11 protein-coding genes are annotated in these 15,470 nt (G+C 67.8%); 4 read left to right on the top strand and 7 right to left on the bottom strand.

Annotation, left to right across the window (positions count from 1 at the left end; all coding sequences use genetic code 11):
* Positions 1 to 74: 74 nt before the first annotated feature.
* Positions 75 to 977, top strand: coding sequence for a hypothetical protein (locus tag GNX95_RS03770; protein ID WP_163505749.1), 903 nt, complete (start codon positions 75 to 77; stop codon positions 975 to 977).
* A gap of 441 nt (positions 978 to 1,418) precedes the next feature.
* Here the strand turns inward: GNX95_RS03770 and GNX95_RS03765 are convergent, their stop codons facing one another.
* Positions 1,419 to 3,863 (bottom strand): LGFP repeat-containing protein, encoded by a 2,445-nt coding sequence (locus tag GNX95_RS03765; protein WP_163505748.1) that lies wholly within the window; start codon positions 3,861 to 3,863, stop codon positions 1,419 to 1,421.
* Positions 3,864 to 3,981: 118 nt separating this feature from the next.
* On the opposite strand from GNX95_RS03765, the gene GNX95_RS03760 reads away from it, so the two are divergent.
* Both GNX95_RS03760 and GNX95_RS03755 read left to right on the top strand, forming a co-directional pair.
* A complete protein-coding gene (locus tag GNX95_RS03760; protein ID WP_163505747.1) occupies positions 3,982 to 5,445 on the top strand; it encodes an aminopeptidase P family protein in 1,464 nt (487 codons plus the stop codon).
* 195 nt (positions 5,446 to 5,640) lie between these two features.
* Positions 5,641 to 6,819 (top strand): MGDG synthase family glycosyltransferase, encoded by a 1,179-nt coding sequence (locus GNX95_RS03755; RefSeq protein WP_163505746.1) that lies wholly within the window; start codon positions 5,641 to 5,643, stop codon positions 6,817 to 6,819.
* Here the strand turns inward: GNX95_RS03755 and GNX95_RS03750 are convergent.
* Together GNX95_RS03750 and GNX95_RS03745 are read right to left on the bottom strand one after the other, a co-directional pair.
* Positions 6,809 to 7,831 carry a hypothetical protein gene (locus GNX95_RS03750; protein ID WP_163505745.1) on the bottom strand — a complete coding sequence of 341 codons (1,023 nt, stop codon included), beginning with the start codon at positions 7,829 to 7,831 and terminating at the stop codon, positions 6,809 to 6,811. The genes GNX95_RS03755 and GNX95_RS03750 overlap by 11 nt on opposite strands.
* 46 nt (positions 7,832 to 7,877) lie before the next feature.
* On the bottom strand, positions 7,878 to 8,234 hold the full coding sequence (locus GNX95_RS03745) for a VOC family protein (protein ID WP_163505744.1): 357 nt from the start codon (positions 8,232 to 8,234) through the stop codon (positions 7,878 to 7,880).
* Positions 8,235 to 8,376: 142 nt separating this feature from the next.
* Between GNX95_RS03745 and acnA the strand changes: the two genes are divergently transcribed.
* A complete protein-coding gene (acnA, locus tag GNX95_RS03740; RefSeq protein ID WP_163505743.1) occupies positions 8,377 to 11,163 on the top strand; it encodes an aconitate hydratase AcnA in 2,787 nt (928 codons plus the stop codon).
* Positions 11,164 to 11,216: 53 nt separating this feature from the next.
* Here the strand turns inward: acnA and GNX95_RS03735 are convergent, their stop codons facing one another.
* The 4 genes from GNX95_RS03735 to GNX95_RS03720 form a co-directional block, all read right to left on the bottom strand.
* Complete coding sequence (locus GNX95_RS03735; RefSeq protein ID WP_163505742.1) at positions 11,217 to 12,602, bottom strand: cellulose binding domain-containing protein; 1,386 nt, start codon at positions 12,600 to 12,602, stop codon at positions 11,217 to 11,219.
* A gap of 127 nt (positions 12,603 to 12,729) precedes the next feature.
* Positions 12,730 to 14,169, bottom strand: coding sequence for an FAD-dependent monooxygenase (locus tag GNX95_RS03730; RefSeq protein ID WP_163505741.1), 1,440 nt, complete (start codon positions 14,167 to 14,169; stop codon positions 12,730 to 12,732).
* Positions 14,162 to 14,815 (bottom strand): VC0807 family protein, encoded by a 654-nt coding sequence (locus GNX95_RS03725; RefSeq protein WP_163505740.1) that lies wholly within the window; start codon positions 14,813 to 14,815, stop codon positions 14,162 to 14,164. Before GNX95_RS03725 ends, GNX95_RS03730 begins: the two co-directional genes overlap by 8 nt.
* On the bottom strand, positions 14,812 to 15,432 hold the full coding sequence (locus tag GNX95_RS03720; RefSeq protein WP_163505739.1) for a TetR/AcrR family transcriptional regulator: 621 nt from the start codon (positions 15,430 to 15,432) through the stop codon (positions 14,812 to 14,814). Before GNX95_RS03720 ends, GNX95_RS03725 begins: the two co-directional genes overlap by 4 nt.
* Positions 15,433 to 15,470 lie beyond the last annotated feature (38 nt).

Genomic DNA, 15,470 nt, shown 5'->3' with positions numbered 1-15,470 from the left:
CGTGGCCGCCGCCGACCGCACGATGGTCGGGTAGCACCGATGTGTACAGCAGCCCCGCCGGTCAGGAGCCCACGATGCATCCCCATGCCGACCCCCAGCCCGAGCCGCGCCGCGCCAGGTTCCGCGAGTGGTGGGACCGGGTCGCCGGCACGCCGCCGGAGCAGCGCGCCCACCGCGAGCCGGCCCACCAGGTCGCGGTGCCGCACGCCGCCGCGTACCACCAGATCGAGGCCACCGCGGACGAGTGGGAGATGACCGCGCCGAGCGCCGAGTCGCCGTTCACCTTCCGGATCGAACTGCTGATCTGGAACGCGCGCCAACAGCAGTCCAACGTGCAGCGCGCCGGTAACGCGATGTGGATCGCCCGCGGCGGCATCGCCGACCGCGTCAAGGCCGTGTCGGCGAAGGCGTCGCTGCTGGAAGCCGACGAGCTGCGCGCGCGGCTGAGCAAGGAGTTGAGCCAGGCACGTGCCGTCGAGCAGACCGGTCTGGCCGCCTGGGCCGAATGTACGGCGGTGCACGTCGCCGAGGACGACCGGCGCGCCGCGCTGGCGCGCCGCGAGGCCGAGCAGCGCGCCTGGCAACGGACGTGGCAGTGGGACGACGAGCGCGCCGCGATCAACTACCTTTCCGAGCTACTCAGCGATCCCGTGCACGCCACCGCCTGGTGGTTCAACGGCGAACGCGACAAGGTCGACAAAATGGTCGAGGTCGCGCAGCGGTTCTGCGAGCTGCGGGACGTACTCGCACGCAAACCGGCACCGTCGTACGCGCCGGAGCCACGCCATCACCAGCCGGCGGTGCCGGCGACCGACAGCCTCGCGCAGATCGTCGCCGACTTCGACAGCCAGGACCTGGACCCGGCCGCGCGCGAGCAGGTGAGCCGGCAGCTTTTCCAGCTGTTCCGCAGCCACAACCGACCGGACCTCGCCGACCGCATACGCGAGCAGCAGCCACGAAAGCTGGAAGCCGGCTGAGCTCGTTCGGGCGAGGTTGCCGCGGCCGTGCACGCGCCAACCGCCGCGATGCAGGAGAATGTCCGAGTTGGTATGGCCTCGAACGAGCAAGCCAACCCACATAGGTCACAACGGCATTACTTGCCTCAACAGTCACAGCGAATGGCGGCCATGCGGGAGTGAAAGCCGTTTTTCTTGCCTCCAGCGCCAGTAAATCGGCTTTCACGCCATTCGCCACCTACCGGGACGCCATGACGGCCTTCCACGCCGGTCCGCGCAGCCGATGGCTGGAAGGACATCACCCGGTCGCCGCACTGCCCGACGATGACCCGGATGGGCAGCTCTCGGAGCAGGGTAGGCCAGCCGGCGCCAGCCGTCGGGCGTCCAGTGGCGCGGACCAGTCACCAACCCAGAGCTTGAAACTCAAGCCAGGTGCACGTAGGGGCGACCCTGCGACCAGATCTAACGGACCACCGGATTCAGCGCGTCCCGGAAATCCAGGACCGTACGCTGGCTGCCTTCCGGCCACCACAGCTCTACATATCCATCGTGACCGCCTGGCGCGTTCAGATACGGACCGCTCACCAGCGGCGCGTATCCAAAGTCGCCATTCCCTCGGCCATCGACGGACGTCACCAACGGCTCGTTGTTGAGGTTGTTCGGCGAGACCAGCCGAAATCCATAGCTGTGGCCGTCCGGCGTCGCGAAGGTGTACGCACCGTGCGGATCCAGCCGGTCGGGCACACCACCGTTGGACGCCAGCGTACGATCGCGGAAATCGGCGAAAGACATCGACGACGACTCAGCGGCATAGAAGAATCCGATGTTTCCGTATTCTGGATTGGTCGTGCCAGGCCAACCGTGGACGGCGACGTAAAAGCCGAGCCAGCCGCACGCGGCGGTGTTCAGGTTCAGGAACTGCCACACACCGTAAGCGGAGGATTCGGCGCAACTGAACCAAAACTGCGGCACCTGCAGTTGCAGACCACAGGCGAAGCCGCCTTGTACGCAGGTGTTGACCTTGCCGCGGCCGGCCGGTGACTGGTCGCTGTAACCGTCGAAGCGGATGAACTGGTCGCGGTTCAACGCCACCGTCGGATGGTTGCGTGTCGGCATCAACGTCGTCGACTGCGGCACGCCGTAGTTTTCGTTGGTGCCAATGCGGTCATACCACTCGTCCCGGCCATATCCGCTCGGCAGCCACACGCCGCCGGCGGTGAGCAGGAAAGACGGCGAGCTGGAGTAAATCTCGATGCCGGGCGACGGGTCGTCCGGCGAATAGCTCAGCCGCGGCCGATAGCCGTGGAAAAACGTCTCCTGGTATGGCCCGGACGCCTTGGTCATCGCGCGATAGACGGCGGCCGGTGGCGGCAGGTACGACGACAGGCCGGCCTGCACCGCCTCCTCGGTGAACCAGTCCGGGATCGTGTCGCCGAGGTTGGCAGCCAGCCCGGTCCAGTAGAGGAAAAACGCCGTCTGCGGATCGGACCACCCGCCGTAATACCACTGGTTGTTGGCATCCGTACGCGAGGTCAGCCGTCGATACGGTCCGGCCCGCCGCAACTGGTTGCTGGACAACGCAAACTTCGTCGTGGTGAAGTCCAGGACGATCCGCGCAGCCGTGCGTACGGCCGGATCGCGCGCGAAGTCATAGAGGTTCAGCAACGCGTCGATCGAATAGCGCTGATACGGCCGCGCGTTGTATTCCAGGAAGTCGTACTTCGCGAAGTTCTGCAGCTGGCCGAGCAGATAGGTGCGCATTCCGTTCGCGTTGTTGTCATACGCCGGATTCCCGGTCGCATCCAACAACTTCTGGTTCGACAGATAGCGCGCGCTCTCGATCAGCAGGCGGTGGTTTTCCGACTCCGGCAGGTCGATGTAGCCGCACACCGGCGTCTTCTCATCGTCGACGGAATGGCCTCCGTTCTCGGTCAGCAGATCGTTGAGGATGTGTTGACGAGCCGAGACGTTGAGCAGGTCCCAGTATTTGTTGACGACGACCACCAGACCCTTGAGATAGGTGTCATAGTCGCCGTTGCGCGAGCAGATCGCCGTGCTGAACGACGACCCGGTCGGATGCGTGCCGGTCCCCATGATCGACCGGTTGACCAGGTCGATGCTCGGAAGTTGGCCGCGACAACGGAAACCGGCGCCATAGCGGCGCACCATCTCCAGATGCGCCATCAGCAGCGTGCCTTCGCCCTCCCCCGCGTTGCCGCCGGCGCCGTTCGGATTCAGCAGCCGCGTACACGCCAGGTGTTCCGCGGCGGCCGCGCGACGCTGGTCGAGGCCGTCGAAGGCGTGAGCCGGATCCGTCGCCGCGGCGATGTGGATCGGCCCCGGTGGCGCCGCGTACGTCCCGGCCGCGGCCGTCCATCCCTGCCGGCACGTCGAACCAAAGGTGCCGCTGTCGCAGCCTTCCACCACCACCGACGACCAACCTTCGGCCGCGTCGAAACTGAAGGCGCCGTACGTCCGCGGGCCGCCGGTCACGTCGACCTGGCCGGCATTCTGGCCGTTGCGATCCCACCGCACGATGAAGAAGTCGTAATTGAGCGGATCGGTCGGTCCCCAATCGACGAAGACACGTGTCGCGATCGACCAGACCGCGAGGACCAGGTCCGGCCCCTGGTCCGGCGACCAGGTGACCTGGCCGAACTGGAAGGTCTGCGTACGGCCGCGCCGGCCGGGGATGTCGTGCTCGGCCTCGGTCGCACAGCCGAGCGCGCTCGCCTCGCCACCCATCGCGATCCACTTGTCGCCGATCAGCCCATACGGCGTGATGCCGCAGGACGCGACCGCCGGCTGCGACACCGAGCCGACGCACGTCATCGCGAGCAACAGGACGAGAAAAACGCGCGCCATGAGCCACCTCGCGTCGACATGTGCGGAGATGAGCGCCTTCATGGTCGGGCACCGGCCAGAGTGGCGGAAGGGACCGGGCCCGGGAAGTTTTCCCGCTACGTTACGTATCCGATATTTTTTCGGCAGCCCATCGGACGTTTGACGCGATAACGTGACTGGCATGACCGACAAGCCGACGGAAGAACCGAAGACGTCCAGCCACGACAGCGGCATCTCGGAGGCGTTCGCCGCCTTCATGCGGACCGACTGGGCCGACACCGAGCTGCGCGGCCTGGCGCGTTCGGACGCCGCGCCGCATCACGAGCGCCGGCGCGGGTCGCTCAGCCACGCCTTCGGCTCGGACACGCTGGTGATCCCGACCGGCCGGCTCAAGGTCCGCAACGACGACTGCTCGTACGACTTCCGGCCCGGCAGTGACTTCGTCTGGCTGACCGGCTATCACGAGTCCGACGCGGTGCTGGTGCTCACGCCGGCCAGCGAAGGCGGCCACCACGCCGTGCTCTACATCCATCCGCGGTCGCCGCGCGACACCGACGAGTTCTTCCGCGACCGCGACTACGGCGAGCTGTGGGTCGGCCGGCGGCCGAGCCTCAGTGAGACGACCTCGCGGCTCGGCGTGGAGACGGCTGACCTCGCCGACCTGGAGAAGGCGCTGTCGGAGCTCGACCCGTCGCGTACGCGCGTGCTGCGCGACTACGACGCGCGCGTCGACAGCGCGGTGAAGGCGGCCGACGACGGCCTGCGTGACAACGAGCTGGCCGAGCGGCTGTCGGAGCTGCGGCTGGTGAAGGACGAGTGGGAGATCGCACAGCTGCGTGACGCGATCGCCGCCACCGTCGAGGGCTTCGTCGACGTCGTACGCGCGATGCCGGCCGATCGGCCGTTCTCCGAGCGGCTCATCGACGGCGTCTTCGGCCTGCGCGCGCGGCACGACGGCAACACCACCGGCTATGGCAGCATCGCCGCGACCGGCGCGCACGCCACGATCCTGCACTGGATGCACAACGACGGCCTGGCCGATCCGAAGGACATGCTGCTGCTCGACGCCGGCGTCGAAAACCGCCACTTCTACACCGCCGACGTGACGCGTACGATGCCGATCTCCGGCCGCTTCAGCGACACCCAACGCCGCGTCTACGACCTCGTCTACCAGGCGCAACAGGCCGGCATCGAGGCGGTCAAGCCGGGTGTGCCGTTCAAGGCGGCGCACGACGCGGCACAACGTGTGCTCGCCGAGGGCCTGGAGGCGTGGGGCATCCTGCCGGTCACCGCCGACGAGTCACTGAAGGACGACAGCGGCCTGCACCGCCGCTGGACGCTGCACGGCACCAGCCACTCACTCGGCCTGGACGTGCACGACTGCTCGCACGCACGCGCGGAGGCGTACACGAAGGGTGACCTCGCGGCCGGTCACGTGCTGACCGTCGAACCCGGCCTCTACTTCCAACCCGACGACCTGACCGTGCCGGAGGAGCTGCGCGGCATCGGCGTACGCATCGAGGACGACATCCTGGTCACCGCGGACGGTCACGAGAACCTGTCGGCCGCGTTGCCGCGTACGTCCGACGAGGTGGAGGCCTGGATGGCCGACCAGCGCGCACAGGGTCCGCGGCTGCCCGGCTGAGCGGTTGGTCCGCGACAGGCGGACAATAGGGGTGACACCGGCAGAGTCGGCTCGCGCGGCTGATGGATACTGCCATGGTGGGGTTCGACCTGCGGCAACACGCGGGTGAACGGCTGGCGACCAGGCGTGGTCGGCCAGCGTACCGGGGGCTCCCGGATGGACCGGGGACGGAGCGACAGGGCACAGTGTCAGATCATGACTTCCGATGAGCAGAGACCATCGCGGCATTCCCGGCGGATCGTCATCCTCACCGGGAGTGTCGGAGGCGGCCACGACGGCGCCGCGTACGAGCTGCAGCGCCGACTGACCGAGCGCGGCTTCCGCGCCGAGGTGCACGACTACCTCGACTTCCTGCCGCGCAAGGTCGGCTCGTTCATGCGGGACAACTACGAGCGCTCGATCCGGGTCGCACCGTTCACCTGGGGAGTGGTGAACGAGGTGAGCGGACGGCGGCCGCTGTCCAGCGTCCTGCGCGCGATGTCGTCCGCGCTCGCCCGCCGCGACACCAGGCGTACGGTCCGGCCGTCGCTGGCCGAGGCCGCCGGACCGGCCGCGGTCGTCTCGACGTATCCGCTGGCCAGCCAGGCACTTGGCCGGCTGCGCCGGAGCGGCCGGCTGCAGGCCCCGGTGATCACCTTCCTCACCGACATGTCGGTGCACCCGCTGTGGATCGCCAAGGGCGTCGACTTCCACCTGGCGCTGCACGAGGTGGCCGCCGAGGCCGCGCGCAAACGCGGCGCCAAGGGCGTACACGTGTGCGGTCCGGCCGTGCCACCGGCCTTCCACCCGGTGTCATCGGTCGACGAGAAGCTGGCGGCGCGGAAGAAGTTCGACCTGCCGCTGGACGAGCCGCTGGTGGCGCTGGTCGGCGGCGCCGGCGGCATGGGAGACGTACGCAAGGCGGCGCGCGACATCGCGCAGACCGGCCTGGCCCGGCCGGTCGTGGTCTGCGGCAAGAACGAGGCGACCCGCGCCGCCATCGAGGAGGAAGGTCACGCGATCGCGCTCGGCTGGGTCACCGAGATGCCGACGCTGCTGCGCGCATGCGACGTGGCGATCCAGAACGCGGGCGGACTCAGCTCGCTGGAGGCACTGGCCACCGGCATCCCGGTGCTGACGTACCGGTCGATCACCGGCCACGGCCGCGACAACTCCGCGGCGCTGGACGAGTCCGGCTGGATCCGCTGGGTCAAGCACAAGCGCGACCTGCCGGAGGCGCTGCGGGCGGCGCTGTCCGGCATCCCGAACACCGCCGCACGCGCCGCGTCCCATCCCCCGGTCGACCCGGCCGACACGATCGCCGAGCTGGCGAGCCAGGAGGTCGAGCCGATGGGCCGCCGTCGGATCGTCCGCCGCCTGCGCCTCACCGGCTGATCTGCTGGAGGACCTTCCGCGCGATCGCCTCGGCGGTGCGCTGGCTGGCGCGGTCACCGGTCAGGCCGACCCGTACGACGACATTGGCCTGCCGGACCACGAGAGTGGTCGGATCCAGCTGCGATCCCACACAGGACTCGTCGCCGAATCCGGTGGTGGTCACGCCGAGACGGCACGCCTGCGCAAAGTAGGTGTGAGCGACAGCTGAGGCCGACCACAACACCTGGGACCTGCTGCGTTCGATGATCACCCGTACGTTCGTGTACGGCTCCGGCTGGCCGCTGTAGGTGGCCGACCACACGCATGTCGATGAGTCGACGCCGGCGCTGACGCTGTCCTTCTCCCGGTGGCCGGGCGGCCACAGCTGGTCCAGCCCCGCGGCGTCCAGCGCGGCGCACGCCTCGGGAATGCCGCGCGCTTCCGGCGTCCACAACGAAAACCAGCCGCGCTGCTCCAGGCGCACACCGGCCGCGAGCGCCACGACGACCACCAGGACCAGCACGACCGCCAGCCGGGCCAGCAGCGGCTTCCGCCCGACCGGCCGTTGGTCGAGGACCGCGCCGTGCCTTCCCGCGTACGCCCGAAGCTCGGCAGCCTCCCGATCGAACCGCTCGTCGCGCCGCCACCAGAGGCTGGCCGGCGCGAGCAGGTCGATCGGCTGACCCCGCCGCCGCGTGACCCGCACCCGATAGCCGGCCAGCGTCGGCACCGCGTCCAGGGCGCTGACGTCCGACCAGGGAATCATCGTCGGTCCGGCACCGATGCCACTCGACGTAAACCGTGCTCGCTTCTTGGCCAGGAGGCTGTACGGCAGCGCGGACGTCACCAGCAGCAAAGCGAAAATGGTGCCGCTGAGGACCGTGGCGAACCAGAAATCCACCGGTCCCGATCCGACGATCAGCGTGCCGGCGAAGACCCCGAGCGGCACCGCCAGGATCACGATGACGAGTGGAGCGACAACGCCACGCGGACCGACTGTGTGGACCAGATCCTGGTCGGATTCGACCGGCATCGCCTGACCTCCCCGTGCATGCCGCGAACGGCCAGCACTCTACCGGTCAGCGCGGATGCAGGAACTCCAGCCGGTTGCCGTTGCAATCCTCGGAGTAAAACCGCCGCATACCAGGGAAATCGTCGTCCCAGCGCACCGGATAGCCGGCCGCCGCCAGCCGCGCCGCGTACGCGTCGATGTCGTCGACCAGCAGCCCCGGATGCGCCTTGCGCGCCGGCGAAAAGTCGGCCTCGACGCCGAGGTGCAGCTCGATGTCGCCACCAGGCGTACGAAACCACGCGCCACCACGCGCGGCGAGCGCCGGCGGCTTGGGGATCTCGGTCATCCCGAGCACGTCTCCGTAGAACCGTCTTAGGTCAGCCTCACCAGCCGGCGGACAGGCCAGTTGGACATGATGGATCACAGGGAATCACCTCGCAGAACGTTTGACCGCAATAGCAAGACGGACGTACTGTTTGTTTAGCAAGGTCGAGCGGCGAGGGCAACCGGCCTGCGAGAGCATGGCCGTGAGCATGGCGGAAAGACGGCGCACCGAAGGAGTGGACGTGGCTACCGGCAGCACCGACAGTTTTGGCAGCAAGAACAGGCTCAAAGTCGGTGACGCCGACTACGAGATCTTCCGGTTGGACGCGGTTGACGGCGCCAAACGGCTGCCGTACAGCCTGAAGATCCTGCTGGAGAATCTGCTGCGTACGGAGGACGGCGTCAACATCACCGCCGACCAGATCCGCGCACTGGCCGGCTGGGATCCCGCGGCCGAGCCGGCCACCGAGATCCAGTTCACCCCCGGCCGCGTGGTGATGCAGGACTTCACCGGCGTGCCGTGCGTGGTCGACCTGGCCACCATGCGCGAGGCGGTCGCCGAGCTCGGCGGCGACCCGACCAGGATCAACCCGCTGGCGCCGGCCGAGCTGGTCATCGACCACTCGGTCATCATCGACGTGTTCGGCCGGCCGGACGCGTTCGAGCGCAACGTGGAGATCGAGTACGGCCGCAACCGCGAGCGCTACCAGTTCCTGCGCTGGGGCCAGACCGCGTTCGACGACTTCAAGGTGGTGCCGCCGGGCACCGGCATCGTGCACCAGGTGAACATCGAGCACCTCGCGCGCGTGGTGATGACCCGCGACGGCCAGGCCTATCCGGACACGCTCGTCGGTACGGACTCGCACACCACGATGGTCAACGGCCTCGGCGTGCTGGGCTGGGGCGTCGGCGGCATCGAGGCGGAGGCCGCGATGCTCGGCCAGCCGGTGTCGATGCTCATCCCCCGGGTCGTCGGTTTCAAGCTGACCGGCGAAATTCCGGCCGGCTCGACCGCCACCGACGTGGTGCTGACCATCACGCAGATGCTCCGCCAGCACGGCGCGGTCGGCAAATTCGTGGAGTTCTACGGCGAAGGCGTCGCCGCCGTGCCGCTGGCCAACCGCGCCACCATCGGCAACATGAGCCCGGAGTTTGGCTCCACCTGCGCGATTTTCCCGGTCGACGAGGAAACCATCCGCTATCTGCGGCTGACCGGCCGATCGGCCGAGCAGGTGGCGCTGGTCGAGGCGTACGCGAAGGAACAGGGCCTGTGGCACGACCCGTCACACGAGCCGGCATATTCCGAGTATCTTGAGCTCGACCTGTCGACCGTTGTGCCGTCGATCGCCGGTCCGAAGCGTCCGCAGGATCGCGTCGAGCTGTCCAACGCCAAGACGGCTTTCCGCGACGCGCTGAAAAACTACACGACCAGCGTGCAGACCAGCATGGACGAGGCCTCCGCCGAGTCGTTTCCGGCCAGTGACTCGCCGGCCGTCGGCAGCGACGAGCCGCTCGCGTACGCGTCGGCCGCACGCAACGCCAACGGCCGCGCCAGCAACCCGGCTCGGGTGAAGCTGGAAAACGGTACGGAATGCGAGATCGACCACGGCGCGGTGGCCATCGCCTCGATCACCTCCTGCACCAACACCTCCAACCCGTCGGTCATGCTCGGCGCCGCTCTGCTCGCCAAGAACGCGGTCGACCGCGGACTTTCGGTGAAACCGTGGGTGAAAACCTCGCTCGCGCCCGGGTCCAAGGTGGTGATGGACTACTACGAGAAGGCCGGACTCATTCCATATCTGGAAAAGCTCGGCTATCACCTGGTCGGCTATGGCTGTACGACCTGTATCGGCAACTCCGGCCCGCTGCCGGAGGCGGTCAGCCAGGCCGTCCAGGACAACGACCTCGCGGTCGTCTCGGTGTTGTCCGGCAACCGAAACTTCGAGGGCCGGATCAACCCGGACGTGAAGATGAACTACCTCGCGTCGCCGCCGCTGGTCATCGCGTACGCGCTGGCCGGCTCGATGGACTGGGACCCGGAGTCCGATCCGCTCGGCACCGACAAGGACGGCAACGAGGTGTTCCTCAAGGACATCTGGCCGTCGCCGCAGGAGATCCAGGACGTGGTCAACTCGGCGATCAACCAGGAGATGTTCACCAAGGACTACGCCGATGTCTTCGCCGGCGACGAGCGCTGGCAGTCGCTGCCGACACCGACCGGCGACACCTTCGAGTGGGACGGCGAGTCCACCTACGTCCGCAAGCCGCCGTATTTCGACGGCATGCAACGCCAACCGCAGCCGGTCACCGACATCGGCGGCGCGCGCGTACTGGCCAAGCTCGGTGATTCGGTGACCACCGACCACATTTCGCCGGCCGGCTCGATCAAGCTGGACTCCCCCGCCGGTGAATACCTGACCACACACGGCGTGGCGAAGAAGGACTTCAACTCCTACGGCTCGCGGCGCGGCAACCACGAGGTGATGATCCGCGGCACGTTCGCCAACATCCGGCTGCGCAACCAGCTGCTCGACGGCGTCGAAGGCGGCTACACACGCAACTGGCTGGCCGGCGGCGAGCAGACCACCATCTACGACGCGGCGCAGGCGTACGCGGAGCGGGACATCCCGCTGGTCGTGTTGGCCGGCAAGGAATACGGCTCCGGCTCGTCGCGTGACTGGGCCGCCAAGGGGACGCGGCTGCTCGGCGTACGCGCGGTGATCGCCGAGTCCTACGAGCGGATCCACCGGTCCAACCTGATCGGCATGGGCGTCCTGCCGCTGCAGTACGGCGCCGGTGACACCGCGGAATCCCTTGGCCTGACTGGCGAAGAGACCTTCGACATCGCCGGCGTGACCGCGCTCAACGACGGCTCGACGCCGCGTACGGTCAAGGTCACCGCGAAGAAGGCCGACGGGTCCACTGTGGACTTCGACGGGGTCGTACGCATCGACACGCCTGGCGAGGCCGACTACTACCGGCACGGCGGCATCCTGCAGTACGTGCTGCGGTCGCTGCTGACCAAGTAGTCCGCATGGCCCCCATGCCTGCGTTGGACGCAAGCATGGGGGCCATGCGACCGTCAGCCGCCGTATGCCTTGAAGATGTTGGTGAACTCGTACGGCGACTGCGAGATGCCGGAGCAGTCCGGTCGCACGCCACCGCCGGCACAGTTGCCGTTGTCTCTGCCCACGGACCAGAAACCGATGCTGGCGACGTGGTTTTGTTGCGCGTACGAGAGAATCTGCCGCGCCACCGTCTGGTCAGTGGTCGGACCGGTGTCGTTGCGGCCGATCATCGGTGTCAGACCGAGCAAAGCCTTGACCTGCGCATCGCTCTTGGCCGGCCAGATCTGCTTCAGCTGACCGACCGTCGCGTTGGCGGCCGAGATGATCGCGTCACCCCAGTTGCCGGAGTAGCCGAAGTCCATCAGCATCGGGTTGACCACGACGTTGAGGCCACGGGAGGCCGCGTCCTGCAGGATCTGTACGGAAAACGGGTCCATGCCATAGTCCTGGCCCTGGATGCGCATGGTGTAGCTGATGTGCGTGCCCTTGTTCTGCTGCAGCCGCAGCAAAGCCTGGTTGACCATGGCGACAGGGATGGACGCCTCCACGTCGACATCCAGGCTGTTGCTGCCGACCGCGTCCAGCGCCTGGACGTACGCGTTGTAGAGCGCGTCCACCGATCCGCAGGTGTTTTCCAGGTATGGCCCCAAAGCGCCACCGGAGGCGACCGTCACGCCGCCACCCATGCCGCGCAACGCGTTGACGTCGTTGATGATCCGCGAGTCGTTGAGCGCGATGGTGCCACCCCACGACGGCGTACAGCCCGAGCTGTTGGCCAGTACGAACGCCAGGTTGAAGTTCTTCACGCCGGTCGCGTTGGCCACCGATACCAGCGACGGAGTGGACATCGTGATGTCGATGTACGGCGAAATGCGCGCGGCGCCGGTCGTCGGCGGCGGACTGGTCGGCGGCTGCGAGCTGGGCGGTTGGCTGGTCGGTGGCGTGACCGTGCCGCACGGCTGGCCGTTGAGCTTGCAGTTGGCCGGCTTTCCCTGTCCACTCACCAAAAACCCGAAGCTGGTCGACGCGCCGGCCGCGACCGCGCCGTTGTATTCGCGGTTCACAAAGGAATGATGCGTGCCAGCGGCGGTGTCGACGGCGTCCCAGTATGACCCGACCGACGAGCCGGCCGGCAGGTCGAACTCGACTTTCCAACCGCTCAACGCCGACGTGCCGGCGGTGATGGTGTATTTGGCCTGGTAACCGCTGTCCCAGGTCGAGTCGGTGGAAAACACGGCGGAGGACGCGGTCGCCGCTGACGCCGACCGCGTCACGACGAGCGCGGTCAGGATGAGCAACACCGCCGCCGCGGCCACCGCCACCTTGGATCCGGTGGGCCTCAGGGGATGTTGCGCGCGTCGACGGCGCGGGATCGCGTACGAGAAAAGACGTCTGGCCATCGCGGTGGGACCTCCTGGTCGGGGTCAGGGAACCGGAGGAACGCTGCTGCTGTGTTCGAAACCGTAGGATGCGACGGACTTTCCGTCAATAGTGAGCAAAACTTTTGGTCGCAAAGTTCGCAATCAATCATCCCAAACCATGACAGGCGCCGAAGATTTTACGGTCGCCGAACCACCGCCCGACCGCGTCCGCCAGTGGTTCGTCGCTGTGGCCGGCGAGCCAGCAGACGTGACCGTCCGGCCGTACGAGTGCCGCGTCGAAGCCCGGATTCGCTGCGGTGACGAGGAAATCGGCCGTGCCGGCGTACGTGGGTGCGGCCAGCAGGAGCGGCCCGCCGGTCCGCGTGTGGTCGGCGAGCCTGGTGCTGTCGGCGAGGACGATGTCCGGCATCCTGGCGCCAAGCAGCGGATGATCACTGCCGGGCATCGGATAGCGGATGCCGAGGCCGCTGATCTGGCCGGCGATCCGCCGGTTGGCGGCCGGATCGGCGAGCAGGCCGGCGACCAGGTCGCGCAGCGCGGCGACATCCGGATCCGGGATGGTCAGCACGCCCTGCGCGCGGGTGTTGGCCAGCACCGCGGCGCCGACCGGATGGCGCTCGGCGTGGTAGCTGTCCAGCAGGCCGTCCGGCGCCTCGCCACGCACCTGCGCGGCGAGCTTCCAGCCCAGGTTGTACGCGTCCTGGAGGCCGAGGTTCATGCCCTGACCGCCGGCCGGCAGATGGATGTGCGCGGCGTCGCCGGCCAGCAGGATCCGGCCGATCCGATAGCGCTCTGCCTGCCGTGACGCGTCGCCGAACCGCGAGGCCCAGCGGACCTCGTCGACGACGATCTCCGGCGAGAACGCTTCGGTCACCGCGCGCTGGACCTCCGCGAGCGTGACCGGACTGTCCGTCGGCGTCTCCTGTTGTTCGGCGCCACCGAACAAAACCCGGTAGACACCGTCGCGCAGCGGCAGCAGAAACCCCGACCGCTCCGCGAAACTCGGCAGTTGCCAGCTCTCGGCGACGCCGTCTGTCTTGCCGGACAAGGTGATGTCGGCGGCGACCATTCGCATGCGCGCGTCGCGACCGGGAAAGGCGAAACCACCGAGCCGTCGTACGGTGCTGTGGCCGCCGTCCGCGCCAACCAGATATCCGGCCTCGATTTTCCTTTGTACGCCACCGATCTCGACCGTCGCGACGACGCTTTCCTCGCGCTGACAGAGATCCAGGAGGGTCACGCCGCGCCGCACCACGCCATCCAGGTTGTGCTCCAGGAAACGCTCGACATCGGCCTGCTCGACGCCGACCTGAAAGCCGAAGTCGGTGTCGAAAACCGTGTAGTCCAATGGAATTCCGGCGAAATGGCCGGCCGGCAGCGTGGTGTGCTCGCGCGTCCTGATCGGCTCGAGCCAGCCGCGCGAGTGCAGGATCTCGGCCGACCGCGGTTGCAGGCTCAGCGCCTTGGACTGGCCGCTGCGCGTTTCAAGCCGGTCGATGACCAGCACGTCGGCGCCGGCCAGGCGCAGCTCGTTGGCCAACAGCAGCCCGGTCGGACCAGCGCCGACCACCAGCACGTCAGGCACGCAGATCGACCTTCTTGGTGTAGAAGAAATGGAAGGCCAGCAGCAGAGCCAGTACGCCGTAGAACTGCACGGCGGTCACCAACGGCACCAGGTCGAGCGGCAGCGCGTACGTGAGGACGATGCTGGCCGCCGCGTCGGCGAACAGTCCCCATCCCCACACCGAGGTGAGGATCCGCGTGCCACGGCGAAACCGCCGGTCGTGCTGCCACCGCTCCTCCCAGCGGCGCGCGCCGGCCTCGCCGACCTTGGTGACCGCGATCGTACGGCCGAGCACCAGCAGCGCCGGCCGGCCGGCGAACACCGACACAACCATCCACAGGCCGAGCAGTCCGAGCAGTGCCGCGGCCCAGCTCTCACGTACGGCCAACGCACGCGCGTCACCGGTCAGCAGGCCGACGACCAGGCTGAACACCATGATGCTGACGGTGAACATCGCCATCAGGTCGAGCTTGCGGCGGCTGACCAGCTGATGGACGGTCCGCGGCACGGCGACGACGATGCCGGCCATCAGGGCCCACCACTGGTTGACGCCGGCGGCGCGCAGGCCGTAGTAGACGACCATCGGCAGCACCAGGTCGAAGGCGACGGTCGCCAGATTGGCGCGTACCAGCCGGCGTACGCCATCGCGGTTGTCCGTCGCGGTCATGCCCGGGTGGCCCGTTCGAACAGGTCGGCAAGCTCGGCTCCGCAACGCGCGAGGTCGAGCTCCTCCCCGGCCGAGCAGCGCGTGACCAAGGCGTCGATCGCGCCGGTGATCGCGATAGCCATCACGCGCGCGTCGAATGTGCCGAAGTCCCCCGCGCGCTGGCCCGCGCGCAACAGCTCCTCCACCAGGTCGACACCGGAGGCGATGGCCGAAACGTCCGCGACCTGCTGTCCCTCCGGAGTCCTGGCGTTGGCCACGATCTCGACCAGCGCGCGCAGGTCGGCCGGCCGCTGCGCCAGCAGGTCCACATTGGACTCGATCCGCGCGCGCAACATGGCCGGAAATCCGTTGGCCGACAGCACTTTCGGCTGCATGAACTCGGACGCCGTACGCAGCACGTCGGCCACCACCGCGCGCAGCAGCTCGTCCTTGCCGGTGAAGTGATAGGAGATCATGCCGGTGCTGCTCAGGCCGGCCTTCTTGGCGATCCGCGCGAACGACGCCTTGGCATATCCGACTTCGGCCACCGTCTCGATCGCGGCCGCCACGATCTGCGCGCGCCGAGCCTCCTCGGTGAAGGTCAATGTTTGCTTACTTGAGCGGGTCTTTGCTTGCATGAGCAAAATATAGCGCAGCCACGCAAGGAGCGTCAACC

It is taken from the genome of Fodinicola acaciae, from assembly GCF_010993745.1.
Taxonomy (GTDB): domain Bacteria; phylum Actinomycetota; class Actinomycetes; order Mycobacteriales; family HKI-0501; genus Fodinicola; species Fodinicola acaciae.
Note: the sequence above shows the minus strand (reverse complement) of the source record. Positions and strands in the feature narration are given on the sequence as shown.